The organism is Allopusillimonas soli (genome assembly GCF_004153445.1).
Taxonomy (GTDB): domain Bacteria; phylum Pseudomonadota; class Gammaproteobacteria; order Burkholderiales; family Burkholderiaceae_B; genus Allopusillimonas; species Allopusillimonas soli.
The window spans coordinates 860,830-884,896 of sequence record NZ_SDQC01000001.1 but is presented as its reverse complement, the minus strand read 5'-3'; the positions used below and the strand labels follow the sequence as shown (position 1 = coordinate 884,896).

The 24,067-nt window shown below is 61.4% G+C and carries 21 protein-coding genes; 9 read left to right on the top strand and 12 right to left on the bottom strand.

Annotated elements, in window-relative coordinates; genetic code table 11:
- Nucleotides 1-26: 26 nt before the first annotated feature.
- The 11 genes from ERD78_RS04150 to ERD78_RS04100 form a co-directional block, all read right to left on the bottom strand.
- Entirely contained in the window at nucleotides 27-1,607 is a 1,581-nt protein-coding gene (locus ERD78_RS04150; RefSeq protein WP_129967968.1) for an ABC transporter substrate-binding protein, read from the bottom strand.
- A gap of 48 nt (nucleotides 1,608-1,655) precedes the next feature.
- On the bottom strand, nucleotides 1,656-3,107 hold the full coding sequence (locus ERD78_RS04145; RefSeq protein WP_342365337.1) for a M81 family metallopeptidase: 1,452 nt from the start codon (nucleotides 3,105-3,107) through the stop codon (nucleotides 1,656-1,658).
- 232 nt (nucleotides 3,108-3,339) lie between these two features.
- On the bottom strand, nucleotides 3,340-4,080 hold the full coding sequence (locus tag ERD78_RS04140) for an SDR family oxidoreductase (protein ID WP_129967967.1): 741 nt from the start codon (nucleotides 4,078-4,080) through the stop codon (nucleotides 3,340-3,342).
- A 104-nt stretch (nucleotides 4,081-4,184) separates the two neighbouring features.
- Complete coding sequence (locus ERD78_RS04135; RefSeq protein ID WP_129967966.1) at nucleotides 4,185-4,769, bottom strand: TetR/AcrR family transcriptional regulator; 585 nt, start codon at nucleotides 4,767-4,769, stop codon at nucleotides 4,185-4,187.
- A 145-nt stretch (nucleotides 4,770-4,914) separates the two neighbouring features.
- Nucleotides 4,915-6,207 carry a TRAP transporter large permease gene (locus tag ERD78_RS04130; protein ID WP_129967965.1) on the bottom strand — a complete coding sequence of 431 codons (1,293 nt, stop codon included), beginning with the start codon at nucleotides 6,205-6,207 and terminating at the stop codon, nucleotides 4,915-4,917.
- Complete coding sequence (locus ERD78_RS04125; RefSeq protein ID WP_245152320.1) at nucleotides 6,200-6,697, bottom strand: TRAP transporter small permease; 498 nt, start codon at nucleotides 6,695-6,697, stop codon at nucleotides 6,200-6,202. Before ERD78_RS04125 ends, ERD78_RS04130 begins: the two co-directional genes overlap by 8 nt.
- Nucleotides 6,694-7,722 carry a TRAP transporter substrate-binding protein gene (locus tag ERD78_RS04120; RefSeq protein WP_129967964.1) on the bottom strand — a complete coding sequence of 343 codons (1,029 nt, stop codon included), beginning with the start codon at nucleotides 7,720-7,722 and terminating at the stop codon, nucleotides 6,694-6,696. The genes ERD78_RS04125 and ERD78_RS04120 overlap by 4 nt, the downstream gene beginning before the upstream one ends.
- A 9-nt stretch (nucleotides 7,723-7,731) precedes the next feature.
- The gene (locus ERD78_RS04115) at nucleotides 7,732-8,736 is read right to left on the bottom strand and encodes an NAD-dependent epimerase/dehydratase family protein (protein WP_129967963.1); all 1,005 of its coding nucleotides are present in this window, start codon (nucleotides 8,734-8,736) and stop codon (nucleotides 7,732-7,734) included.
- Nucleotides 8,733-9,524, bottom strand: a complete 792-nt coding sequence (locus ERD78_RS04110) for a hydroxypyruvate isomerase family protein (RefSeq protein ID WP_129967962.1) — start codon at nucleotides 9,522-9,524, stop codon at nucleotides 8,733-8,735. Before ERD78_RS04110 ends, ERD78_RS04115 begins: the two co-directional genes overlap by 4 nt.
- Before the next feature lie 31 nt (nucleotides 9,525-9,555).
- On the bottom strand, nucleotides 9,556-11,268 hold the full coding sequence (gene ilvD, locus ERD78_RS04105) for a dihydroxy-acid dehydratase (protein WP_129967961.1): 1,713 nt from the start codon (nucleotides 11,266-11,268) through the stop codon (nucleotides 9,556-9,558).
- Between the two features lie 23 nt (nucleotides 11,269-11,291).
- A complete protein-coding gene (locus tag ERD78_RS04100) occupies nucleotides 11,292-11,990 on the bottom strand; it encodes a GntR family transcriptional regulator (protein WP_129967960.1) in 699 nt (232 codons plus the stop codon).
- A 169-nt stretch (nucleotides 11,991-12,159) separates the two neighbouring features.
- Between ERD78_RS04100 and ERD78_RS04095 the strand changes: the two genes are divergently transcribed.
- The 9 genes from ERD78_RS04095 to ERD78_RS04055 all read left to right on the top strand — a co-directional run bounded on the left by ERD78_RS04095 (nucleotide 12,160) and on the right by ERD78_RS04055 (nucleotide 22,923).
- The gene (locus ERD78_RS04095; protein WP_129967959.1) at nucleotides 12,160-12,750 is read left to right on the top strand and encodes an LOG family protein; all 591 of its coding nucleotides are present in this window, start codon (nucleotides 12,160-12,162) and stop codon (nucleotides 12,748-12,750) included.
- 202 nt (nucleotides 12,751-12,952) lie between these two features.
- Nucleotides 12,953-14,980, top strand: a complete 2,028-nt coding sequence (locus tag ERD78_RS04090) for a DUF4139 domain-containing protein (protein ID WP_167668832.1) — start codon at nucleotides 12,953-12,955, stop codon at nucleotides 14,978-14,980.
- Nucleotides 14,981-14,993: 13 nt separating this feature from the next.
- Nucleotides 14,994-15,917 (top strand): LysR family transcriptional regulator, encoded by a 924-nt coding sequence (locus tag ERD78_RS04085; RefSeq protein ID WP_129967957.1) that lies wholly within the window; start codon nucleotides 14,994-14,996, stop codon nucleotides 15,915-15,917.
- 139 nt (nucleotides 15,918-16,056) lie between these two features.
- The gene (gene tcuA, locus ERD78_RS04080; RefSeq protein WP_129967956.1) at nucleotides 16,057-17,478 is read left to right on the top strand and encodes an FAD-dependent tricarballylate dehydrogenase TcuA; all 1,422 of its coding nucleotides are present in this window, start codon (nucleotides 16,057-16,059) and stop codon (nucleotides 17,476-17,478) included.
- Entirely contained in the window at nucleotides 17,465-18,640 is a 1,176-nt protein-coding gene (gene tcuB / locus ERD78_RS04075; protein WP_129967955.1) for a tricarballylate utilization 4Fe-4S protein TcuB, read from the top strand. Before tcuA ends, tcuB begins: the two co-directional genes overlap by 14 nt.
- A 25-nt stretch (nucleotides 18,641-18,665) precedes the next feature.
- Nucleotides 18,666-19,640, top strand: a complete 975-nt coding sequence (locus ERD78_RS04070) for a Bug family tripartite tricarboxylate transporter substrate binding protein (RefSeq protein WP_129967954.1) — start codon at nucleotides 18,666-18,668, stop codon at nucleotides 19,638-19,640.
- A gap of 65 nt (nucleotides 19,641-19,705) precedes the next feature.
- Nucleotides 19,706-20,557, top strand: coding sequence for a M90 family metallopeptidase (locus ERD78_RS04065; RefSeq protein WP_129967953.1), 852 nt, complete (start codon nucleotides 19,706-19,708; stop codon nucleotides 20,555-20,557).
- Nucleotides 20,558-20,637: 80 nt separating this feature from the next.
- On the top strand, nucleotides 20,638-21,507 hold the full coding sequence (locus tag ERD78_RS04060; protein ID WP_129967952.1) for a TauD/TfdA dioxygenase family protein: 870 nt from the start codon (nucleotides 20,638-20,640) through the stop codon (nucleotides 21,505-21,507).
- Nucleotides 21,508-21,570: 63 nt separating this feature from the next.
- Nucleotides 21,571-22,923, top strand: a complete 1,353-nt coding sequence (locus tag ERD78_RS04055) for an Nramp family divalent metal transporter (RefSeq protein ID WP_129967951.1) — start codon at nucleotides 21,571-21,573, stop codon at nucleotides 22,921-22,923.
- A gap of 21 nt (nucleotides 22,924-22,944) precedes the next feature.
- Here ERD78_RS04055 and ERD78_RS04050 read toward each other — a convergent pair whose 3' ends face one another.
- A complete protein-coding gene (locus tag ERD78_RS04050) occupies nucleotides 22,945-23,943 on the bottom strand; it encodes a LacI family DNA-binding transcriptional regulator (protein WP_129967950.1) in 999 nt (332 codons plus the stop codon).
- Nucleotides 23,944-24,067 lie beyond the last annotated feature (124 nt).

The window sequence follows — 24,067 nt, the reverse complement described above, 5'->3', positions numbered from 1 at the left end:
GTTCCGTAATGTCAGCTATTGTCCAGTCAGCGATCAAGCACCCACACGTTAGGCAAGCCCCACAGCTTGTCGGTGTTTTTGATGCTTTTCTGGGTTGAGTACACCGTGGAATATTGCCCGATGGGCAGATTCGGAATGGTGCGGTAAGCCTCGACCTGGAAGGCATCCAGCAGCTTCTTTCTTTCGGCGGAATCCGTGGCTGCAATCCATTTGCTGCGCAGTTGGTCCAGCTTCTCGTCGCAGGGCCAGCCGGGCAGCGAGTTACCGCAGGCTGCGCCGAGGTAAGTGTTGGTAATCGGGGAGTCCACATTGAACTGCGCAGCCGCCGATACGAAGGCGTTCCAGCCACCTTCGCTCACCGGAACCTTCTTGGCCCGGCGCGCGGTCAGCGTGGACCAGTCCATGGACAGCAGATCCACCTTGATGCCGATGCTTTGCATGGCCTGCGCAGCCACCAGGGTAGCGGTATTCAGATAGCCCACATCTGCTGGCAGCATCATGGCGATCTTCTCGCCCTTGTAGCCAGACTCGGCCAGCAGCTTCTTGGCCAGATCGAGGTCGGGTTTCTTGAACGATTCCGAGCCTGCTGACGTTTCATTGGCGCTGCCGCAGATGAAGAATGTGTCGCAATGCTTGACGCGCAGGTCGTCGGGATAGCCCATGGCCGCCGTGGTGTCGTTCTGATTGATGGCGTGTGCAACAGCCTGACGAGCCTTTTCGTTGTCGAAGGGCGGCAAGGCGTGGTTCATGACCAGATAGACCTGCTGTTGATTCAGCGTGCCTGTTGTCAGATTCTTGTCTTCGCGCAGCGTGGCAATGAAATCGGGCGGAACCTGTTCGATCATGTCCACTTCCTTGCTTTTCAGTGCGGCGATGGCACTGTTGGCATCGGGGAGAATGACCCATTCGACACGATCCATATGGGATTCATGGCTGCCGGCCAGGCCATCGGGCGCTTCCTTGCGGGGCACATAGTCAGGATTGCGGACAAACACAACCTTGTTGCCGGGCGCCCATTCGTCACGCTTGAACAGATAAGGTCCGGAGCCCACGACTTCATTGAGCGGCTTGCTGGTGGGCTGGCTGGCGAGCCGCTCGGGCATGATGAAGGCAGGATAGCTGGACGCCTTGGCCAGGCCGTCGAGCACGAGGCCGAAGGGCCGCTCCAGCGTGAGCGTGAACGTATTATCGTCCACGGCAGCCCATTTTCCGCCGGCCGCGGTCATGGCATGTCCGATATTGTCTCGGGCTTGCCAGCGTTCGAGCGATGCAATGCAGTCGGCCGATGTGACGGGTTTACCGTCGCTGAATTTCAGGCCTGGCCTGAGTGTGAATGTCCAGGTCTTCCCGTCGTCGGACTTCTTCCAGGTATCGACCATCTGGGGCTGCGGCTCGCCCTTGGCGTTCATGCTGAACAGTGTGTCATACACCATATAGCCGAAGTTGCGTGTAATGTATGAAGTCGTGAACATGGGGTCCAGTATCTTCAGGTCGGCGTAGGGGACCATGCGGAGGGTTTTTCCTTCGGCCATGGCTTGGTGGCCGCCCAACAGCGAGCCGGCAATGGTCATGGCGATGGCCAGCGGCGCAATAATGCTTTTTTTCATAATGCGATCCTTGAGTCGGAGTTGTTGACGTTCCTGCCTGGGGTTGTGCTAGCCGGCCTTGCGGTCCAGTGGCCATTTGGGTTTGCGTATCTTTTCATAGGAAAGGGTCCACCAGTCCGGTGTTGCCACACCCTGGCCGCCCACGTAGATGATGTGGTGGGCGATCTTCGAAAAAGACGCATGAAAGTGCTGGGCTGACTTCACCACCACTATTTTCTTGGTGTCGAGATCGCAGCCCATCTGGGTGAAAAGATCGGTGTTCATTGCCTGATTGCGCTGGCTCGTCAGGACGATCTCGATGCCTTCAGCTTCCACCAGCGCGGCATCTCCCATGGGAACGGGCGCGCCGGCAAGGCCGGTCATGATCAGCTTCGGTTGTATGGCCTTGACCACGCACCGCACGTCGACGGGATCGCCCGAAAGGGGGCCGATCTTGCCGCCCAGGCGCATCGTCAGGCGCGCGCCGGGCTGTGCATCGAAAGCGATGCGAACGGCCACTGGATCCCACAGGGGGCCCAGGGCGGCGTTGCCGATGCCGCGCTCCAACATGCGGCGAAGAATGAATGTTGAATCGCCCGGCGCGCCGCTACCCGGATTGTCGGGGCGGTCTGCCAGCACGATGGGTCCGCCGTCGGCGGCCAATGCCTCGTCCAACGCCTCGTCTATGCTGCGATACGGCACCAGAAGCTGTTCACGCATGCCAATGAGCTCGTCGGCCAATTGTCGCGCCAGTTTCTGCGCGTTCTCCGCATTGCCGTCGCTGTAGACCAGAACGCGGGTGCCCATCTCCGGCACGTCGCCGGTCGCGAAGCCATGGGCAACAGAAACGGAAAGAATGCCGTTCTTGCCCTCGAACGACTTCATGCGCTGTACGAAACGCATGCCGGGATCGCGTGTGGTATGCATAGGCACGATCATGTCGCAATCGACCAGAGCGGCGACGGGATCAATCCGCTTTGCATGCTTCTGCGCACAGAGTTCGACCAGTTCTTGCGCACGGTCCACGATGTCGGTATGCGGATATTCCTTGAAAAGCACCAGTACATCGGCGCGATCCACCATGAGGCGGGTCAGATGAGCGTGCAGATCCAGTTCCGCACCGATGATGGCATCGGGACCGACGATTTCCCGAACCCGGTCAAGGACGTCGCCTTCGCAGTCGTCGTAGCCATCCGCCACCATCGCGCCATGCAGGGACAGCAACACAATGTCGACAGGCATGGCTTTGCGCAGGTCGTGCAGCAGTTCGTCGCGCAGCGTCTCATACGTGGCGCGGGTCGTAACGCCGCTGGGTGGGGCGGAGGCAATCATGCCTTCGCGTATCGTCCATCCCAGCTCGGCGGCGCGCTGCCGTGCAATACAGAGCGGCGCGCCATAGAAGCCGGTTCTGTCGGGATATTGGCCTGCTGGGAAGTATTCATGGCTGCGGAAGCTGTCCATGCTGGTGGGCATGGGGGAGAAAGTATTGGTTTCTGTACCCAAGGCCCCGCAAAATACGATTGCCACTGCGTCGTCCTCCAGGGAAGTGGCTCTTGGACTCAAGCCTGTTCCCGGTATGTGTTGTTATGGAGTGCACCCGGCTCTGGTGTGCCGTAATGCTACTTCTTTTATTATGAGTGCAGGACGAATATTGACCAATAACCAAAGCCAGAGTGCACTTAACATTTGGTTATGACATGCGGATGTACGGGGCATGGGGTCCGTGCGGGCGCGCCGGCCCCATGGCATACGGTCAGGCGTTGATCCCGCCATCCACGTCAAGTGTTGCACCGGTAATATGGCGCCCGCCTTCGCCTGCAAGATACAGCACCATCGATGCGATATCGTTGGCCTGCGCGTAGGCGGGCAGCGCCATGGTTGCCACGGCGGCGGGGGCTTTCGGTCCGTCGGCGGGATTCATGTCGGTGTCGGTGGGGCCGGGCTGCACCAGATTGACCGTGATGCGCCGTGCGCCAAGGTCGCGCGCAACCCCCTTGGTCAAGCCGATCAGCGCGCTCTTGCTTGCCGAGTACAAACTGATTCCAGGGCGGCCCACCCGTGTGGCCAGGCAACTGCCAATGGAAATAATGCGGCCGCCATCGGGGAGGTGCCTGACTGCCTGCATGATGGCCGCGAACACGGCCCGCAGGTTGACCGACATGGTGCGATCATAGTCTTCCAGTGTAAGTTGGTCGATTGTGCCGGGCAGCAGGTTGCCGGCGTTGTTTACCAGAATATCCAGGCGCCCCAGTTCTCCGGCTGCTTGATCCACGGCCTTCGTCACCTGGGCAGCATCCGCGGCGTTGGCTGCGATAGCAATGGCGCGCCGCCCCGACGCGCGGATTTCCTCGACAACCGCCTCGGCGAGTGTCCCGGAGTTGGCATAGGTGATGGCGACGTCGGCCCCCTGCGCCGCCAGAGAGCGGGCAATGGCGGCACCTATGCCCCGGCTGCCGCCGGTGACCAGTGCGACTTTTCCTGTCAGGGCTTGCATGTTGAAAACTCCTTGTTGCGTATTGGAGGCCGATTCTGGCCTGGATTTATTATTGACTAATTAGTCAATAATTGAGAAAAAAATAAGTGAAGCGTATGCAGTTTTTATTGAAGTATCGTCAGCACGCCCTCGCTGGCGTCGTCAAGAAACGCCTTGTCGTGCACGGACCGTCCCATTGCACGCAGGCCATAGTAGCCCGCCATGAAGGCACGCGCGGCAGGAAGAGGGGAAAGATCGCCGCGCAGCTCGCCGTCGCGCTGGGCAAGGGTGAACAGATGGCACAAGGTGCGCTCCATCCAGTTTGCATGCGTACGACTGATCCGGCCGACTTCGGGGTCTTTTCCAGCGCGCTCCAGAGCGGCGGCCATGGCCATGCAGCCTCGCTGTTTTGCTGGATCCAAATCCTGCGCCAGGCCCCATCGGATAAGGCTTCTCAATCTGTCTTTGAGCGGACCGGGTCCGTCCAGGATGCGTGCCTGAGCCTGGATGCCCTGCTCGTGGTAGCGCAGGAGCGCCTGATGGTAAAGATGCTGTTTGCTGCCGAACGCGTTGTACAGGCTGCCGCGCTGCAGGCCGGTGCACTCGACCAGCGCCTGCGTCGAGGTGGCTTCGTAGCCGTGGGTCCAGAACGCTTCCATCGCCGCGTCTATGACGGTATTGTGATCGAATTCCCGGGGTCTTCCACTCATGGTTGGCGCTCAATGACATGCAAAGTAGACAAGGCCATGCGGCCGCAGAAGTCAGATTTGACCAATATTTAACCGATTAGTCAAATATAAAGCTTTCATGGCACCCTGATGGGAAGCGGCCTCTGAATCAGGCGGCTGGCGCCTGCTAGCGCACGAAGCTTGGCAGATAAAGACTGATGGCGGGAAACAGAATCAAGATGGACAGGCGGACAAAGTCGCCCACGACAAAGGGCATGACGCCGCGAAATATCGTCGGAGTGGAAACCTGGGGCAGGACGCCGCGCAGCACAAAGACATTCATCCCGAACGGAGGGGTGATGAAGCTGATTTCCGTGACCGTGACGACGAGCACGCCGAACCAGATCAGGTCGAAGCCCAGCGCTTGCACCAGCGGATAGAACACAGGCACGGTAAGCAGGATCATGGACATGCTTTCCAGGACGCAGCCCAGTACGATATAGATCAGGCACATGATCACAATAACGACCAGCGGATTGACATGGAAATGGTCGACCGCGTCGAGCAGGTCCTGCGGCAGAGAAGTGAAGTTGATGAAGTTGGCGAGCATTAGGGCGCCGATCATGACCATGAAAATCATGCCCGTGGTTTTAGCCGATTCCACCACGACCTCCACGAACGACGGCCATGATAGCGCGCCGCGCGCGGCCGCGAATGCAAATCCGAGAAAGGCGCCGATCCCGGCGGCCTCCGCTGGCGTAAAGACGCCCGCGTATATGCCGCCCATCAGCATGCCGATGAGCGCCAGCACAGCCCATACGCGCGCGAGTGCTGTCCGTATCTGCGGCCAGGTGCTGCGCTGGCCTTTGGGGCCCGCAGAGGGGTTGCGCCGCACCACCCATGAGACGGCCAGCATGTAGCAGCCGATGGCGACCAGGCCGGGCAGGACGCCGGCCGCAAACATCTTGCCTATGCTTTGTTCGGTAAGCAGGCAATACACGACCATGATGATGGACGGCGGAATCAGAATGCCGAGGGTGCCACCGGCCGCGATGGAGCCGGTGGCCAGTTCCTCGCTATATCCCAGGCGCCGCATTTCCGGATAGGCCACTTTGGCCATGGTGGCGGCCGTTGCAAGGCTGGAGCCGCAAATGGCGCCGAATCCACCGCAGGCGAGCACGGTTGACATGGCAAGGCCGCCGCGACGATGTCCCAGCAGGGCATGTGCGGCGTTGTAGAGTTCCCGGGACATGCGTGATTGCGTCACGAAGTTGCCCATGAGGATGAACAGCGGCAATACGGAAAGCAGGTACTGGAAGCCGCTTTCGTAGACAACTGCGCCGGCCATGGCGTAGGCCGAACTCCAGTTGCGCAGCAGACCCAATCCGACGAAACCCACCAGGGCCATGGCGAATGCCACAGGTACCCGCATGAAGATCAGCAGCAGCATGGCGCCCAGGGCGATCAGGGATTCAGTCATGGGTGGATGGGCTCGGTGCGGGGCTGGACGGTGCGATGAACACGTTCAGCAATTGATATACGGCGTCAAGGGCAAGCAGACCCGCCATGAAATAGACAAAGGGCGCCAGGGGGATATGCAGCAGCGCGGTCATGTCGCCATAGTTCGCCGTGCTTGCCGCCTTATGCAGCGTTACCCAGGCAAGAAAGCCGCTGACGACGGTTGCGACCAGCGCAGCCACAGTATCTTGCGCACGCAGCACGCCCGGGGACATGAAGTGGCTGAAGCTGTCCACGGTAATGTGTCCGCGTGCGCGCGTCATCAGCGGGATGCTCGAGAAGATCACGGCGACCATCATGAGCTCTACAAGCTCCACCGTACCCGATACCGGACGATTCAGCAGATAGCGCCCGCTCGCGTCGACAACCGTGAGCAGGCTCATGCCGCACAGGCTGAGCACGGTGATCAGCTTGAGTGCGGCAGTGATGAATCGATCCAGGCGGCGTATCACGTTCCGGCATCCAGTTTCTTCAGCTCGGTGCGGAACGATTCCAGCGCCGCCGGCCCGTCTATGCCCTTGGCGGCGGCCTCATCCAGCCAGATTTTCTCGAAGCCTTTTGTGCGCTCGCGCACAGCCTGCACAAATGCGCTGTCGGCCTTGATGACATTGATCTTTCCGCTATCCATGACGGCCTGGCCTTCCGCATCATGCTTGTCCCAGGCCTTGCCTGCCAGTTCGGCGATGTGGCGGCCCGATAGCTTGAGCAGTATCTTTTGGTCTTCTTCCGAGAGTCTGTCGAAGGCATCCGGGTTCATGATGACGGCATGTGTATCCGAATAGAGTCCGCCCGGGAAAACGGTGGCGTTCTTGACGACGCCATCCAGCTTGAAGGACACCAGGGATTCGGCCGGAAAGAATACGCCGTCGACCACACCCATGCTCAGCAGTTCGTAAGACTCTGGCGCTGGCTTGGCAATGGGATTTGCACCCACTGCCTTGGCTACATCTGCTGCCATGCCGCCGCCAACGCGTATTTTTAGTCCCTGAAAGTCGTCGATGGTTTTCACCGGCTTCTCGGTCGTAAACACGATACCAGGCCCGTGAGCATACATGCCGAGCAGGCGTACGCCCTTGTGTTCGTCCGCCTTCAGCAAGTATTTCTCATAGGTATCCCAGGCCGCGACCGAACGGGAGACCGCCGTGTCTCCCGAGAACGGCATGACGGCAAATTTGGTCAGCTCGAATCGGCCGGGATAATAGGCATGAGAGATGAAGGATATGTCGACGAGGCCGTCCCGTACGGCATCGAAATGGCCTGCGGGATTGGTAACCGGCTTGGGCAGAATGCGCAGCGTGACACGGCCATCGGTGGCTTGCTTGATCTCCTTGCCCCAAGGAACAAGAAAATCGGCGACGACTGCGTGCGTAGGGGGCAGCCAGCTGGATACGGTCAGCGTAACGTTCTTGGCGTGAGATGTTGCGGCCAGGCCGAGCGTGGCGCTGGCGATGAGAGTGGCGGCAAGCTGTCTGTACATATTGTCTCCTCAGGTTTGTTGTCTATTGTCCGCATTGGCGGCCGGCGTTGTTCCGCGCTCGGCCCGCATGGCGTGGCGGGCGCGGTTCATCAATGTGTTCAGATCCGGGTCCGCGCGAAAACCCGACCGAAGCGCGTCGGAGGCATCCAGAGGGGGCAGTCGGCCGAATTGGGCTTCGATGTGTGCATCCGGGTTGTAGCGCACCCGCTGTGATGAGACGCCTTCCGTCTGGGCGTCACAGGCAGCCACGATATCGCCTATGGATGTGCGCAGCGCGGGCAGCGTCCATGCGATGCGCGCGCCGGCGGGCCGAGCGGCCAGTGTGGCGGCATGCAGCAGATTGTCGATGCAGCAGGACAGCGACATCAGCCATACTGTTGCCTTCGGGCTTACCGGCAGCGTGCAGGATTGGCCCTGTATAAGCGAGCGGATGAGGACGCTGGTGAACAACGACCAGGCGCCGTTCGACATGGGCGGGCGCGGCACGATGCCGGGCAGGCGCACGGCGCGGCCCCGGATGTAGCCTCGGCGGGTATAGTCCGCCAGGAGTATCTCGATGACCTGCTTGTGCGCACCATAGCTCAGCACGGGCGCCGGTTGCGTGTCGTCGTCGACGTGTCCGGGCAGCGGTGCGCCGAAGACGGCGATGCTGCTGCTGAAGACCAAAGCGGGTGCATTGCCTTGTATGCGCAATGCCTCCAGCAGGCCCATCGCGGCCTCCAGATTGACGCTCAGGCCTAGGGGGAAATCCAGTTCGGCGCGGCCGCTGGCGATGCTGGCCAAGTGGAATACGAGATCGGGTGTGGGATCCAGCATGGCGGCGCGCGTGGCTTTGTCCGCAAAGTCTCCGGCGACCAGCCGCATGCGCGCGTCGGTTGGCGGCTGCGCGAACGCCAGATCGCACAGTGTTATGCAATCAATGGTGCCGTAGCCGGGCAGATCCCGCAGGCCGACCAGGCGCTCGGCAAGCGCGCGTCCGATATAGCCGTTGGCGCCGGTCACCAGCACATTCATGACCGCTCCTTCCGCAGTAGCGCGTCATAGCTGCTGCGCCATGCGAGCCCGCTGCGCGCATCTTCCCGGGGCACATACTCGCAGCCAACCCAGCCGGCATAGCCTTCGCAAACCAGCCAGCGCAGCGCTGCCTTGACTTGCGGGTCGGACAGGTCGGGTTCATGCCTGCCCTGTGGGTGCGCAAACTGTACATGGCGCACCCATGGCCACACGGCATGCAAGGTGCTAACCAGGTCCAGGCCCTCGCGCTGACAGTGATACAGATCGAACTGCAAGCGCACCGCATCCTCTCCGACTTCGCGGATGATGTCGACGGCCTGCTCGGGCAGATAATAGAAGTAGCCTGGCATGTCCAGCCTGTTCAGTGCTTCCAGTGTGAGCGCCACGCCTGCCTTCGCTGCCAGCGGCGCTGCAAGGCGCAGGTTCTCGACAAGCGTCCGGCGGCATGCATGCCGGTCTGCATTGCGGCCGGGCATGCCCGCCATGGCATGAACAATGCGGCAGCCAGTTTCCTGGCATATGTCCAGCGCCGCCTGCATGGCGCGGCGGAATTCTTCTTCGCGCCCCGGCAGGCACGCAAGGCCTTTCTCGCCGCCGGGGCCTGGCGGCGTATTGATCAGCGCAAGTGTCAGGCCGTGTCGCTTGAGCAGGCCGTGCAATGTGCGGGGCGTTATGTCGTAGGGAAACAGAATCTCCACCCCTTCGAAGCCGTCGCGTTCGGCGAGCGCAATCCGTTCTTCCAGGGGCAGGCCCGGGTAGAGCAGGGTGAGGTTGGCTGCCAGTTTCACATCCGGCTCCCGCATTCCGGCCGCATATCGCTCATGCCTCCTCCGGTGTTTCGTAGGGCCACTGGACGGCGCCCGAGTGCGTGACTGCGCCTTCGTGTGCCGGCCGCACCAGTAATGCGTACTTCTCCAGTGCGCCAGCCAGCCGCTCCTGCGGCGCAGGCACATGTTCCGCGCGGCGGCGCGCCAGTTCCTCATCGCTTAACTCGACATCAAGCCGATTGCGGTTGGCGTCTATGTGAATAATGTCTCCGTCGCGAAGCAGGCCTATCGGGCCGCCCGCCGCCGCCTCGGGACCCACGTAGCCTATGCAGAGACCGCGCGTGGCGCCTGAGAACCGGCCGTCCGTCAGCAGGGCCACTTTCTCGCCCATGCCCTGGCCGTACAGCGCTGCCGTCACGCTGAGCATTTCCCGCATGCCGGGGCCGCCCTTCGGGCCCTCATTGCGAATCACCAGCACCTCGCCGGGACGGTACGTACGTTCGGATACGGCCTTCATGCAGGCCTCTTCATTCTCGAACACGCGCGCCGGCCCGGAGAAAACCAGCGATTTCAGGCCGGCAATCTTGAGCAGTGCGCCTTCTGGGCTCAGATTGCCTTGCAGTACGGTGACGCCGCCCGAAGGGTGAATGGCGTGTGCGCAACTGCGTACGACCTCTCCATCGGGCGCTGGCGCGTCGGCCAATGCCTCGTGTAGCGCGCGTCCGTCCAGGGTCGGAACGTCTCCGTTCACATAGCCGCCTTCGAGCAGCGATTTCAACACGACCGGCACGCCACCGATCTGATGCAGGTCACGGGCGAGAAAGCGCCCGCCAGGCTGCAGATCCGCAATCAGCGGCGTACGCTGGAACACCCGCGCCACATCCTCGAGTGTGAAGCGGATGCCCGCCTCGTGGGCGATTGCGGGAATATGGAGCGCGGCATTGGTGGAGCCGCCCGTTGCGGCCACCGCCGCGCACGCATTCTCGAGACTGGCAAGCGTTACGAGATCGCGAGGCAGCGGCCCGCCGGTTTCCAGTGTGCGCATGACCTGGGCGCCTGCCTGCTGTGCGATGGCCAGCCGTTCGCTGTAGACATTGGGCATCATGGCCGAACCCAGCGGAGACAGCCCCAGCGCCTCGCCGACCATCGCCATGGTGTTGGCGGTGAACTGACCCGGACAGGAGCCCGCCGAAGGCGTACAGGTTCGCTCCATGCGGTCAAGATCCTCACGCGTCATGTCGTTGTGCTGCACCCTGCCCACGGCCTCGATGGTGTCCAGTATGGTGACCTGTCTGCCCAGGGCAAAGCCGGGCAGCGTGGCCCCGCCGTACAGGAAGACAGCGGGCACATTCAGGCGCACAATGGCCATCATCATGGCGGGCAGCGTCTTGTCGCAGCCAGCGAAAGCAACCAGACCGTCATAGGCATGCCCGCGCACCACCAGTTCGACGCTGTCGGCGATGGTTTCGCGCGACAGCAGGCTCATGCGCATGCCGGCATGATTCATGGATGTGCCGTCGGACACGGAGATGGTCGAGAACGAAACCGGCACACCGCCGCCCGCGGCCACGCCTAGCCGGGCCCGATCGGCCTGCGGTGCGAGGCCCATGGAACAGGGAGTATTCTCGCCCTGGGTGCTCACAATGCCAACGACCGATTTCTGCATGGCGGCATCGTCGTAGCCCGTGGCGCGCAGAAATGCGCGATGCGGCGCCCGGGTCAGCCCCTGCGTAACCATGCGCGAACGATGCTTATGAAGAGTCATGCCTGTTTCCTGTCTATATCGGTTCAATGGGATATTGCAGCGCCGGCTTCCGGTTCCGGCCATGTATCCCACAATCTGTCGAATGCCCAGCAGATGTCCCGCACCATGGCCTGTTGCGCTTGTTGTGCGTCCCGGCGCGCGATGGCATCCACGATGGCCGCGTGAAACTCCGCCATCGGTCTTTCCTCGGAGTGCATCAGCTGCCGCGTGGCGCGCAGGTAGGGGCCGGATTGCAGCCACAGGCTCTCGATGGTGGCCAGCATCGAGTCCGAGCGGGCCGCCCTGTATATGGAAAAATGAAAGCGCTGGTTGTATTCGAGCCCTTCGAGTATCGATTCGGGCCGAGCAAGCGACTGTCCGATGTCGTCGGCGGTGCGGTGTAGCGCTTCCAGTTCGCCGGGCGTGATCTTCTCCACCGCCCAGGCCGTCACGGTGCCTTCGATCAGCACGCGCGCTCGGCGTATGTCCTCCAGTCGTTCGCGCGACATGACGGGCACACGCATGGAGCGACTTCTCATGGGCTCGACGGCGCGCTGGGCGGCCAGGCGCCTCAATGCCTCGCGCACCGGCATGGCGCTGGTGCCGAAAGCGTCGGCCAGTTCCTGGATGCCCAGCACTTCGCCGGCGGCATGGTCGCCGCGCATGATGCGGTCGCGCAGGCGGCGGTACACCGCCTCATTGACCGAGGTATGTTCAAGAGAGACAAGCTCCGGGTTGGCCATTATTTTGATCTTTGATCAAACATCAAAGATCAAAAGATAATCAACTCCGGCAGGCCGGCCTATAGAGGTTTCCCCTGATTCCCTGGCCGCGTTATGCTTTTGCCTTTCCCATCGAGTAGGCGGCATGCCACGGCCTGTATGGCCGAATGCCACAAGGAGCGTTATTCAAATGCCAGTTCTCAAGCGTCTTTGCGTATTTTGCGGTTCCAGCAGTGGAAATGATCCCGCCTATACGGAAGTGGCCGGATTGCTGGGTGCGGCCATCGCCCGGGCGGGCATCGAGCTTGTATATGGTGGCGCTTCCGTGGGTCTGATGGGCGTGGTGGCCGATGCCGCCTTGCACGAGGGCGGCCGGGTCACGGGCGTTCTGCCGCAGTCGCTTAAAGACAAGGAGCTGGCGCATGCCGGCTTGACGGAACTTCATATTGTCGAATCCATGCATCAGCGCAAGGCGATGATGGCGGAACTGTCGGATGGTTTCATTGCCTTGCCCGGTGGTGTCGGCACGCTGGAGGAGATATTCGAAGTCTGGACCTGGGGGCAACTGGGATATCACAGGAAGCCATGCGCAGTGCTCAACGTGGCGGGCTTTCATGATGCCTTGATTCAATTTCTGGATCACGTGTGCGAGCGGCAATTCATGAAGCAGGCGCATCGAGACATGCTGGTGGTGGCGGACAATGTGCCGCTGCTGCTGGACCAATTGCGAGAGTATGAGCCGCCCGCCGTACCCAAATGGATCAAGGCCGCTGAGCGCTAGCCGCGTCTCGCGCGCCATGGTATACACAGATTGATTGGCGAACAGGGGGTAAATATCGATGGTGCGGAATTCTCAACAAGGACGGCATCGAGGCTGTCCCCTGCCACTTTCGGCCGGCGCGGCGGCGCTGCTGCTGGCATTGGCCTGTATGGGCGCGAATGCGACGACGCAAGAAGCCAGCGGGGCTGCCCCGGGCACAACTGTGTCACCTTCCACTGAGCGTGCGGGTAGTCCGCCGGCGCAGCAAGCCGATATTGATCAGGCACAAGAAGACGGCCATGACCGAACAGTTGTCGCGGCCAGCGGTGGCAAGATAGACGCCATTACCCTGTCTTCGGGAGGGCTGGCGGAAATCAGCCGAAGCGTGCAATTGCACGACGGCCAGGCGCTGCGCGTGCAGGTGCCGCTGGAGCAGGTGAACGACATTCTCAAGAGCCTGGTGGTGCGCGATCCGGCGGGCACGATAGGAAGCGTAAGTCTGGACGGCCTCTCGCCTGTCGAGGAAACGTTCCGCCGCCTGCCTTTTTCGGGCGAGGATCTGGGTTCACTGCCTGATTTGGCCAGGGATCTGCAAGGGGTAAAGGTACGCGCCCGCTCAGGCGGACGCAGCGTGGAAGGTCTGGTCCTGGGTGTCGATGACGCGGCCCGCGCTGCGGACGGACGCCATGACGAAAGCGAGACGCATGCGCCGGTTCTGTCTGTGATGCAGGACGATGGCGCGATTCAGGCGTTGGCGCTGGGCAGCGATGCAACGCTGGATGTCCTCGATCCAGCCATGCGCGCGAAGATCAGGCATGCCGCGCTGGTCAGCGGCCGGGGACGAAACGACGAGGTGCGTGTGCTCGACATCGGGCTGACGGGTACGGGCGACAGATCGGTGGGCCTGTCTTATGTCGTGCCCGCCCCTGTATGGAAGACGGCTTATCGCCTGATCGCGAACGACGAGGGGCATGCGCGCCTGCAGGCTTGGGCGATCATAGAAAATGCCACGGGCGAGGATTGGCGCGATGTGCAGATTACGCTTTCGTCAGGTAAGCCGGTCACGCTGTCGCAGCAACTGTTTAAGCGTTATTGGCACGCGCGTCCCGAGGTGCCGGTTCAGGCGCAGAGCGCCCAGGCGCCGCGCCCGGATTCTGAGAAAGGGGTGCCTGCCATGCATGCCAAGGCCATCCCTGCTCCAGCTCCCATGCTGGCGGCGCGCGGCCTGCGCAATGGGGTAGCGCAGCGCGAGACGGCGCAAGACAGCATCGCGCCATCGCGCCCCCAGCAACAGGCCGTGGCGGTCGAGAGCGACACGAGTGCAAGCTACATGCTGCCCGAGATGGTGACGCTGGCCGCAGGCAAAACCTATACGGCGCCTTTTGTTGACGCGCGGATCAACGCCGAGCGTGTTTCCCTCTATCAGGCTGGCCAACAAGGCACGCACCCCGTCGTGGCATTATTCCTGAAGAACGATACCCAGGCGAGCCTGCCTCCCGGGATACTGACAGTCTACGATCAGGGAGGCTATGTCGGCGATGCGCAGCTTGCGGGTATTCCCAAAGGCGAGAGCCGCATGGTCAGTTTTGCGGGAGATGCCAAGGTCACGGTGCGTCGCGACAGTGTCCCGCAGGAGGAAGTCAGCAAGGTGACCGTGGCTGACGGCGTATTGAAGATCAAGCGCGTGGCCCGACTTGTGACGACCTATTCCGTCACCGGCGCGGCTGACGCGCCGCGCACCGTCATCATCGAGCATCCGAGGCGGCAGGGCTGGACACTTTCTTCCGACGCGCTCGACAGCACGACGGCTTCCCGTTACCGGCTCAAGCTGGTGTTGAAGGCCGCCGGGCAAGGCAAGGTGAGCGCCGTCGAGTCTCAGACGCGCAGCGAGACCTTCTCGTTGGTCGATGCCGATGCCGACACATTGATGCAATGGTCGGGCAGTGCGGCCGATCCGGAAACGGCGAAGCAGCTTGCGCATCTGGCCGAGCTACGCTCGGCCGTGGCGCGGGCGCAGGAAGCGCTTTCCAAGACAGAGGCTGAGCTGAAGCAGGCGGCACAGGATCAGGCGCGCATACGAGACAATCTCGCCGCTGTCCCGGCCCAGAGCGAGCTGGCACAACGCTATCTCACCATGCTTGCCACCGAGGAAGACCGCATTGGCGGCTTGCGTACCGATGCGAACCGGGCGCGTGCGAATCTTGAAAAGGCAGTCGAGAACATGACCGCCTTTATCAAGACGTTGGCCTGAGAAAGGCGCCGCCATGGAACTGCGCCAGCTGCGCTATTTTGTGCGGGTAGTGGAGTTGGGCAGCATGGGTCGGGCAGCCCAGGACCTGGGCGTGGTGACTTCCGCGCTCAGCCAGCAGATCAGCCGGCTGGAGAGTGAGCTTAGCACGCGATTGCTGCAGCGCACGTCGACGGGCGTGGTGCCCACCGCGGCGGGCATCGCCTTGAGGCAGGAGGCTGAGCTGGTGCTGCGGCATGCGGCCAACGCAGCGGACGCGGCGCGAGCGGCAAGGCTGTCTGGCCAGGTTACCATCGGCATGGCCCCCACCACATCCTCGGTGCTGGGTGTGCCGCTGCTGCGCGCCATGGAGCAACGCTATCCCGAGGTCAGGCTGCATTTGGTGGAAAGCCTGTCGGGTAATCTGGCGCATATGCTGAGCCGGCGCCAGCTGGATCTGGCAGTGTTGTTCCATGCCGGCAGCCAGCGAGGCTGGAATGTGCGCCCGGTGCTGAGCGAGCAGCTCTTCGTGATTGCGCGGCCCTCGCTGTACGGCTTGCCGGCTTCGGGCAGCCTATCCCTGAGCGATATCATCGATCTGCCCCTGGTTCTGCCCACCGGATCGCATGGCCTGCGCGTCATTATTGACGCCGCATTTTTTCATTATGGCCGGGAGCCCAATGTGGTGGCTCAGGTGGATGGGCTGTCCATGCTCATGGATATCGTGCACGCTGGCGTGGCGGCCACCATACAGCCGGGCGCCGCGGTTGTGCGCGCACAAGAGGCCGACTTTCTGCGCCTGCCTCTTGATCACGACACCATGGTGCGCCGCAATCTCATAGCGAGTCTGGCCGATGATCAGCTGTCTCCTGCGGGATTGGCGGCGCGCATCGTGCTGGGCGATGTCATGCGCGAGCTGGTGGCGCAGGGCAGGTGGCCCGGCGCCAGCTTGGTTGCATGATCGTATTCACAATTTGTGAATACCTATAGTCTCTTTCATCGTAGCCAGAGAACAGCAAACCAGATACATTGCCAGCGTATCGGCTCGTTGCCGCGCGGGACGGCGTTCCGTCCGCAGTGCGGTGTATATGGAAGACACTATGTTGGATGTACTTGTTATCGGCGGCGGCAATGCCGCCCTGTGCGCTGCGCTCTGCGCCCGCGAGGCGGGTGCGAGCGTGATGCTGCTGGAGGCGTCGCCGCGCGCATGGCGCGGGGGCAATTCCCAGCACACCCGCAATCTACGCTGCATGCATGATGCCCCCCAGGATGTCCTGGTCGAAGCTTATCCGGAAGAAGAATACTGGCGCGACCTGTTGGCTGTTACCGGTGGGCAGACGAATGAACACCTGGCCAGGCTGGTGATACGGGCATCCTCATCCTGTAGAGGATGGATGCGCAAGCACGGCGTGCATTTTCAACCGCCCTTGTCCGGCGCACTGCACGTGGCGCGTACCAATGCCTTTTTCATGGGCGGCGGCAAGGCGCTGGTCAATGCCTACTATCGCAGCGCGGAACGGCTGGGCGTGGAGATACGCTACGATTCGCCGGTGCATGGGCTGGAGGTTCGCGACGGTCGTTTTTTGGCGGCGTTCACCGAGTCAGAACGCATCGAAGCCCGTGCCTGTGTTCTCGCCGCCGGCGGATTCGAGTCCAACCGCGAATGGCTGCGCGAGGCCTGGGGCCGCAATGAGCGTGGCGAATGGCCGGCCGACAACTTCCTGATACGCGGCACACGCTACAACCAGGGGACGCTGCTGCGCCACATGTTCGATGAACATCGGGCAGACGAGATAGGCGACCCCACCCAGGCGCACATGGTAGCCATCGACGCGCGTGCGCCGTTGTATGACGGCGGCATTTGCACCCGGATCGACTGCGTGTCATTGGGTGTGGTGGTCAATCGGGAAGCGCATCGCTTTTACGACGAGGGCGAGGATTTCTGGCCCAAGCGCTATGCCATATGGGGCAGGCTGCTGGCTGGCCAGCCCGGTCAGACCGCCTATTCCATCATTGACAGCAAGGCAGTGGGGCGTTTCATGCCGCCCGTGTTTCCCGGGCACAGGGCCAGCACTTTGCCCGAGCTTGCACGCAAGCTCGACCTGGATGTCGATGTGTTCATGCAGACACTCGGCAGCTATAACGCTGCGTGCAGGATCGGCACATTCGACCACACGCGGCTGGACGACTGTCATACCGAAAATATCGAGCCGCCCAAGACGCACTGGGCGCTGCCGCTGGATACACCACCTTATTACGGCTATCCGCTGCGTCCGGGCGTGACATTCACTTATCAGGGATTGCTGACCGATGACACCGCCGCCGTGCATTTTGGCGGCGTCGCCAGCGATAACTTGTTCGTGGCAGGGGAAATGATGGCTGGCAACGTGCTGGGCAAGGGATATACGGCGGGTATCGGCATGTCCATTGGTACGGCATTTGGCCGGATTGCGGGCACCAACGCCGCCGCAGCAGCGCATAATCCTGCAAATCGGATGGAGGCCAGCCATGCAGCAGCTTGAAACGCTGGCAAGCGACGCACAGGATCTGGGAAGCGGCATGGTGGTGCTGGCCGCCTCCGAGGCCGAGGCTGCCAGACAGCTGCAGATCTGCAATGCATGCCGCTATTGCGAAGGTTTCTGTGCCATGTTTCCGGCCATGACCCAACGGCTGATGTTTGAAAAGGCCGACATCCATTACTTGGCGAATCTGTGCCATAACTGCGGCGCCTGCCTGCATGCCTGCCAGTACGCGCCGCCTCATGAATTTGCCGTCAATATTCCGCGCGCCATGGCGCAGGTAAGAGGACAGACTTACAAGGACTACGCCTGGCCGCCAGCGCTGGGCCGCCTGTACGAGCGCAACGGACTCGTGCTTGCACTGGCGCTCGCCGCGGGCCTGGCGCTGTTCCTGGTTTTGGCCGCCGCGTTGACGGGGTCTCTCTGGCGCGGCGTCGTGGCCGGAAATTTCTACAATGTATTTCCGCACAACCTGATGGTGTGGCTGTTTGCGCCGGTGTTCATTTTTGCCGTGCTGGCGCTGGGCATGGGGACGCGTGGTTTTCTTGGTCGTATCGGCCCGGCCACCCTCGGCGGCGCGCCGGCGACACCGCCCGCCATGGGCGAGGCGACCGGCGCCGCATTGACGCTCAAGTACCTGGATGGCGGCCATGGCGAAGGATGCAACAACGAAGATGATGCCTTCACGCTTTCTCGCAGGCGCTTTCATCACCTGGTCTTCTACGGTTTCATGTTGTGTTTTGCGGCCACCTGTCTGGGCACGGTGTACCACTATGTGTTTGGCTGGGAGGCGCCATACGACCTGCCCAGCCTGCCCAAGATGCTTGGCGCGGCCGGCGGCATTGGCTTGCTCATCGGCACGGCGGGGCTGTGGCGCCTGCAACGGCGACGCCATCCCCTGCATGGGGATCCGGCGCAAAAGCCCATGGATCTGGGTTTCATCGCACTGCTTTTCATGATCAGCGCAAGTGGCCTTGCTCTGTGGCTGGGACGCGATACGCCCGCAATGGCTCTGCTGCTTTGTCTGCACCTTGGCGCCGTCATGGCGCTGTTCCTGACCATGCCCTATAGCAAATTTGCGCATGGCTTTTTCCGCAGTGCCGCGCTGCTTCGTTTTGCTGTTGAAAAACGCGGAGTCGGCGCGTCCGTAGAGAATACGGATTGATTCCATAAACCGGGAGGAAACAAAAATGAAAAAACATGTCTTGATGGCCGGTATTCTGTGCTGCGCCGGCGCCCTGTTGACAGGCGGGCCGGCGCGCGCCGTGCAGGATTTGCCGGACAAACCCATCACGTTGATTGTGGGCTTTGTGGCGGGAGGCGCGGCTGACACTTCCGCGCGCGTGGTTGCCGAGAAGCTGGCCGAGAACACCGGCCGTTCGATTGCCGTGGTCAATAAACCGGGCGCGGGCGGCAACATCGCGCACCAGTATGTGGCCAACGGGCCGGACGACGGTTCCATGCTGCTGCTTGGATCGGTGGGGCCCTTGACCGTGGCGCCCCACCTGATGGATGTGCCTTATGATCCCTTCAAGGATCTGGCGCCGATATCGGGCGGCGTCAATTTCCCGAATGTGCTGGTTGTGCACAAGGCTGCCGGGGTAAAGACGTTCAAGGAGTTCATTGCGCTGGCCAAGTCCGATCCCGACAAGGTCGACTTTGCTTCCACGGGTTACGGCTCCGCTTCGCACATGGCGGGAGAGCTTCTGAATATCGAGGCGGGCATCAACATGGTGCACGTGCCGTACAAGGGCGGCGCGCAGGCCATGCAGGATCTGCTGGGCGAGCGGGTCATGTCCTATTTCTCGGCGCCGCCCACGGCCATGCCGTATGTGGAGCAAGGCCGCCTGATCCCGCTAGCGACGACCGGCCTGAAACGGCCGGATTTCCTGCCCGATCTGCCCACCATTGCCGAGTCGGGGTATCCGGGATTCGAGGCGCTGAACTGGTACGCCTTTGTCGCGCCTGGCAAGACACCCCCCGCTATTCTGGATCGCTGGAACGAGGAGATAGTGAAGGTCCTGAATGATCCGAAAGTGAAAAAGACCTTGAGCGAGCATGGACTGATTCCGCATCCGACCACGCGCGAAGAGTTTGCCGCCTTCATGCATAAAGAGTCGGACAAATGGGCCCGCATCATCAAGGAGCGGCATCTCAAGAAATAGCGCGGGAGATTGCGCTGGGCTGTGGTAGCGTATTGCCGATCAGGGCATGAATACGCGAGGCAAGCATGTTCAGGTGGTTGAGTGGCAAAGGCGCTACGCAACGGGGCGTCGAGCGGACGCTGGCGCAGATTTCCGATGACAACTGGAAGGCGTCGCTGCAGCGTCACGATTTCCTGGCTGGATTGTCGCCGGAGGAGGAACACGCGTTGCGCCAGCGCGCTGCCTGGCTATTGGCCAGCAAGACATTCAGCGGCGCAGGCGGCCTGGTGCCGACGGACGGCATCATGTTGTCTGTGGCCATCCAGGCGGCGCTGCCCATACTCGCCCTGGATCCGCGACTCTACGAGGGCTGGACGGAAATCATTCTCTATCCAGGCGGGTTTCTCATTCCGAGAGTCGATATGGACGAGGCGGGTATTGTTCATGAGTATGTCCAGGAGGCATCCGGAGAGGCCTGGGAAGGGGGGCCCGTCATTCTGTCATGGGAGGACAGCGACGCGGACCCTGGCCGCGGCACGAATGTTGTCATCCACGAGTTTGCCCACAAGCTGGACCTCTACGCGGGCGAGGCCGACGGCATGCCGTCGCTTGGCGCACATCCCGATATGCGCGCCGGCGTGTGGCGCACCATTCTTCAGGCATCCTTCGAACAATTCAACCAGGCCCTGACCGAAATAGAAGACGCTATTCCACATGATGTGGATCCCGAGTCCGAGGCCGCGGATCCCTGGTTTGCCGGCCTACCGCTGGATCCATACGCCGCGACCGACGAGGCTGAGTTCTTCGCCGTCAGTTCCGAGGCATTTTTCGTGTCGCCTGAACCACTGGCGCGCTGCCTGCCAGACTGGTTTGCGCTGCTGCGGCAGTACTACCGGCAAGACCCGCTGGCGCGGTTGAATCAGACGGTAACACGTTGATCCATTGACTTTTCCATGCTGTCATATCAATAATGATTACGTAGTCATACGTAGGCTGGCAAATTCGGCAAGGACGCATCATGGCACTTTCCATCAAGCAAATACATCCCTTTTTCGTTGGCGAGGTCACGGGTGTGAATCTGCGCAGCGCGCAGGAACACGACTTGGCGCAGTTGCGTGCTGGCATGGATCGCTACGGTGTACTGGTGTTTCACGACCAGCCCATGGACAATGAGGCGCAGCTTGAATTTGCCCGGCGGTTCGATGGTGTGCTGCATACAAAGACTTCATTGTCCGTGCTGGAGAAGAACCGCTTTGGCAGCGATGCGCTGACGGATATCTCGAACGTCAACGACAAAGGCGAGTTGCTGAAAAATGACGACCGGCGCAGAGTCAGCTCGCTGAGCAATCGCCTCTGGCATACCGACGCATCCTTCCAGGATCCGGCGGGACGGTATTCCATGCTGTCGTGCAAGGTCGTGCCTCCTGTTCGCGCCGACACGGAATATGCCGACATGTACACGGCATATGACACGCTGGACGATGAAACCAAGGCCTTGATAGAGGGGCTGCACGCCTTTCACTCCATCGTCTATTCGCGACATGTGCTCGGCTTCGAATTCTCTGACGAAGAGAAAAACAAGCTGCCCGGCGCGACGCATCCGCTGGTACGCATCAATCCCAACACCGGCAGGCGCTCGCTTTATCTGGCCTCGCACGCGTCGCATATCGTTGGCTGGCCCGTCCCTGAAGGGCGGGCGCTACTGCGCGACCTGACCGAGCATGCCACGCGCGCCGAGCTGGTCTACAGCCATAACTGGCGGCCCGATGACTTCGTGATCTGGGACAACCGCTCCACCATGCATCGCGGCCGCCGGTTCGACGACAAGAAATACCAGCGCGAACTGCGCCGCACCACGACCCTGGACATGGAGCCCGCCATGGCTTGAAGGATGGGGCGTGACGGCAAGCGGGTAAATACAAGTTCATAACCGCCACAAGGAAGAGACAATATGAGTGCTGACCCTACATCAGGCAGGCCCGCGGCTGTCGCGCCGTCGCCCGCCGATCCCGGCGCGATTAGCGCGGCAACACAGGGCGCCGCGATTCCCACCACATTCTGGGGCTATGTAAAGTCCTTTGGGCCGGGTATCGTGCTGGTGCTGACATGGCTAGGCGCGGGCGACCTGGTGGACAACGCGGTTGCGGGGGCGCATTACGGCTACGCATTAATGTGGGGCTTGGCCCTGGCTCTGCTGGTGCGCTATTTTCTTGTCAGCATCATCGCCAACTATCAATTGATGAATGTCGAAGGCCACAGTGTCTTTGAAGGCTACCGGCGCGTCTGGCGCTATTATCCATGGCTGCTGGGTGTCGGCGGCGTTGCGCTTGGACACTTCTACGAGTCCTACACCATCCGGGGATCCGGAGAGGCGCTTTTTCATCTGACCGGTGTCGGCTCGACGCTGATCTGGAGCGTCGTGACGGTGGCCGCGGCGGTGCTGATTACCGGCAAAGCGATCTATCGCTATCTGGAAAACGTGGAGAAGCTGATTCTTGCCGTCCTTGCCGTGAGCCTGATAGGCGGCGCCATCATGGCCAAGCCGGATGTCGGCGCGATCGTTGCCGGAACACTGGCATTCGATGTGCCGGATCAGGTGGGGTCGTTTGGCGCCGTGCTGATCGTCGTTTCATTGATCGGCGCCGTGGGCGGCTCGCTTGCCAACCTGCTTTACCCTACCTTCATGAAAGAGAAGGGCTACATAAGGCCTGAACATCGAAAGGTGCAGCGATTTGATTTGCTGTTCGGGATCGTGGTCATCATAGTGCTGGATTTGGCTGTCTGGGTCATGGGGGCCGAGGTCCTGCATCCGCGCGGCATTGTGATCAGCGACTTCAATGATCTGGCGCAACTCCTGGGGCAGGTGGCTGGCCGCGTGGGCGAGGTCATCATTTATCTTGGCGTGCTCTGTGCATGTTTCAGTTCGGTGATTGGCTATGCGCACGGCTTTCCCAAGATGGCGATGGATTGCCTGTACAGCATGTCGCCGGAGCGCGGCGAGCGGTACCGAGACAGCCCCAGCAAAGATCCACTTTTTCGCTGGGCCTATTTTCTCGTGGCGATATTGCCCATTGTGTGGGCCATTCCGGGCATGCCTGGGTTCATCTGGCTGACGGTTTTCGTCAATGCCGCGCAAATCGTCTTGATGCCCCTGGTGTCCATTGGTCTGATCGTGCTGATCAACCGCAAGGATCTCATGGGTGAGCGCGCAGGCAACATGGTGCATACTGCCGTGCTGGTGTTCCTGACTCTGCTGGCGCTGTGGGGATCCTATGTCACCTTCAAGTCCATGCTGGCTGGGTGACGGTGCACGGACGGCGCTCCGTCATTGCGCGGAGCGCCGGGTGACAAGCGTATTGGTGAGTCGTATAGTGCGTGTCGGCAGATCGGGATCGCGCATGCGCTGGCACAGCCGTTCGACCGCCAGCGACGTCATGGTTTCCAAGGGCTGGCGCACGGTCGTCAGACTGATGGCGTCCCAGCCAGCCATGGGGATGTCATCGTAGCCGACTACCCACATGTCTTCGGGGATCCGGCGGCCCGTGGAGCGCGCGCCGTCTAGCGCGCCGATCGCCAGTATATCGTTGGTGCAGAACAGCGCGTCGATATCGGCGTGGCGCTGGAGAAGCGCCCGTCCCGCCTTGTAGCCGTTCTCGTAGTTGAAGTCCTCGAATTCGCAAGTGGAGCGAAGCAGTGCAGCGCCGCCACATCGCTCGACTTCCCGCAGAAAGCCCGCCACGCGCGCCTTGATGGTGCTGGCCTCGGAGTGGCCTGAAATAAGACCGATACGGCGCCGTGCTGCTTTCAGAAAGTAGCGCGCCACCAGTGCCCCACCCGCTTCATTGTCGCTGATGACGGCATCGAAGAGGGAGGTGGACAGGCTGCGGTTCATCAGAATGGCGGGTTTGCTGACGGCAATGGCTTCATGGTGCAACAGCGTGGCATCGATGGCGGTGGCGAAAATCACGCCATCCACGGCGCTTTCCGCGATGGCTTGAGCCGTTACGGCGTCCAGTTGTCCCGGCGTCTCCCATACGGTGGTGCGCAGCCCGCGCTGCGCCAGCTCGCCGACCAGCAAATGGAGCAGGGTGGGGTAGAGCGGATTGGCGAGATCGGCAACGACGACCGCTACGGATCCGTTGCTTCGGGTTTTCATGGAGCGCGCGGCAGCGCTCGGGGCATAGCCGTGCTGCGCAATGACAGACAGCACATGCTCACGCGTTTTGTCATCCACGTTGGGCAGACGGCGGATGACGCGCGAAACTGTACTCTGCGACACACCTGCAAGTCGGGCGATATCCTGGCTGGTCAGTTTCCTGTTCATGGCCCAATGATGGTTTTGCTGTCTCGCTGCGCCGCTGGCGGCGCGCCGGCGTGTCGGAAGGGTTTATACCAATGATATCAAAGCTATATCAGGCAGGCTGAAAATAATATTAGACAGGGCGGCA

Excerpts from the sequence above, each read along its gene's own strand:
- ERD78_RS04150 (WP_129967968.1), bottom strand. The coding sequence starts at position 1,607 with ATGAAAAAAAGCATTATTGCGCCGCTGGCCATCGCCATGACCATTGCC.
- ERD78_RS04140 (WP_129967967.1), bottom strand. The coding sequence starts at position 4,080 with ATGCAAGCCCTGACAGGAAAAGTCGCACTGGTCACCGGCGGCAGCCGG.
- ERD78_RS04135 (WP_129967966.1), bottom strand. The coding sequence starts at position 4,769 with ATGAGTGGAAGACCCCGGGAATTCGATCACAATACCGTCATAGACGCG.
- ERD78_RS04130 (WP_129967965.1), bottom strand. The coding sequence starts at position 6,207 with ATGACTGAATCCCTGATCGCCCTGGGCGCCATGCTGCTGCTGATCTTC.
- ERD78_RS04120 (WP_129967964.1), bottom strand. The coding sequence starts at position 7,722 with ATGTACAGACAGCTTGCCGCCACTCTCATCGCCAGCGCCACGCTCGGC.
- ERD78_RS04115 (WP_129967963.1), bottom strand. The coding sequence starts at position 8,736 with ATGAATGTGCTGGTGACCGGCGCCAACGGCTATATCGGACGCGCGCTT.
- ilvD (WP_129967961.1), bottom strand. The coding sequence starts at position 11,268 with ATGACTCTTCATAAGCATCGTTCGCGCATGGTTACGCAGGGGCTGACC.
- ERD78_RS04100 (WP_129967960.1), bottom strand. The coding sequence starts at position 11,990 with ATGGCCAACCCGGAGCTTGTCTCTCTTGAACATACCTCGGTCAATGAG.
- ERD78_RS04095 (WP_129967959.1), top strand. The coding sequence starts at position 12,160 with ATGCCAGTTCTCAAGCGTCTTTGCGTATTTTGCGGTTCCAGCAGTGGA.
- ERD78_RS04085 (WP_129967957.1), top strand. The coding sequence starts at position 14,994 with ATGGAACTGCGCCAGCTGCGCTATTTTGTGCGGGTAGTGGAGTTGGGC.
- tcuA (WP_129967956.1), top strand. The coding sequence starts at position 16,057 with ATGTTGGATGTACTTGTTATCGGCGGCGGCAATGCCGCCCTGTGCGCT.
- tcuB (WP_129967955.1), top strand. The coding sequence starts at position 17,465 with ATGCAGCAGCTTGAAACGCTGGCAAGCGACGCACAGGATCTGGGAAGC.
- ERD78_RS04070 (WP_129967954.1), top strand. The coding sequence starts at position 18,666 with ATGAAAAAACATGTCTTGATGGCCGGTATTCTGTGCTGCGCCGGCGCC.
- ERD78_RS04065 (WP_129967953.1), top strand. The coding sequence starts at position 19,706 with ATGTTCAGGTGGTTGAGTGGCAAAGGCGCTACGCAACGGGGCGTCGAG.
- ERD78_RS04060 (WP_129967952.1), top strand. The coding sequence starts at position 20,638 with ATGGCACTTTCCATCAAGCAAATACATCCCTTTTTCGTTGGCGAGGTC.
- ERD78_RS04055 (WP_129967951.1), top strand. The coding sequence starts at position 21,571 with ATGAGTGCTGACCCTACATCAGGCAGGCCCGCGGCTGTCGCGCCGTCG.
- ERD78_RS04050 (WP_129967950.1), bottom strand. The coding sequence starts at position 23,943 with ATGAACAGGAAACTGACCAGCCAGGATATCGCCCGACTTGCAGGTGTG.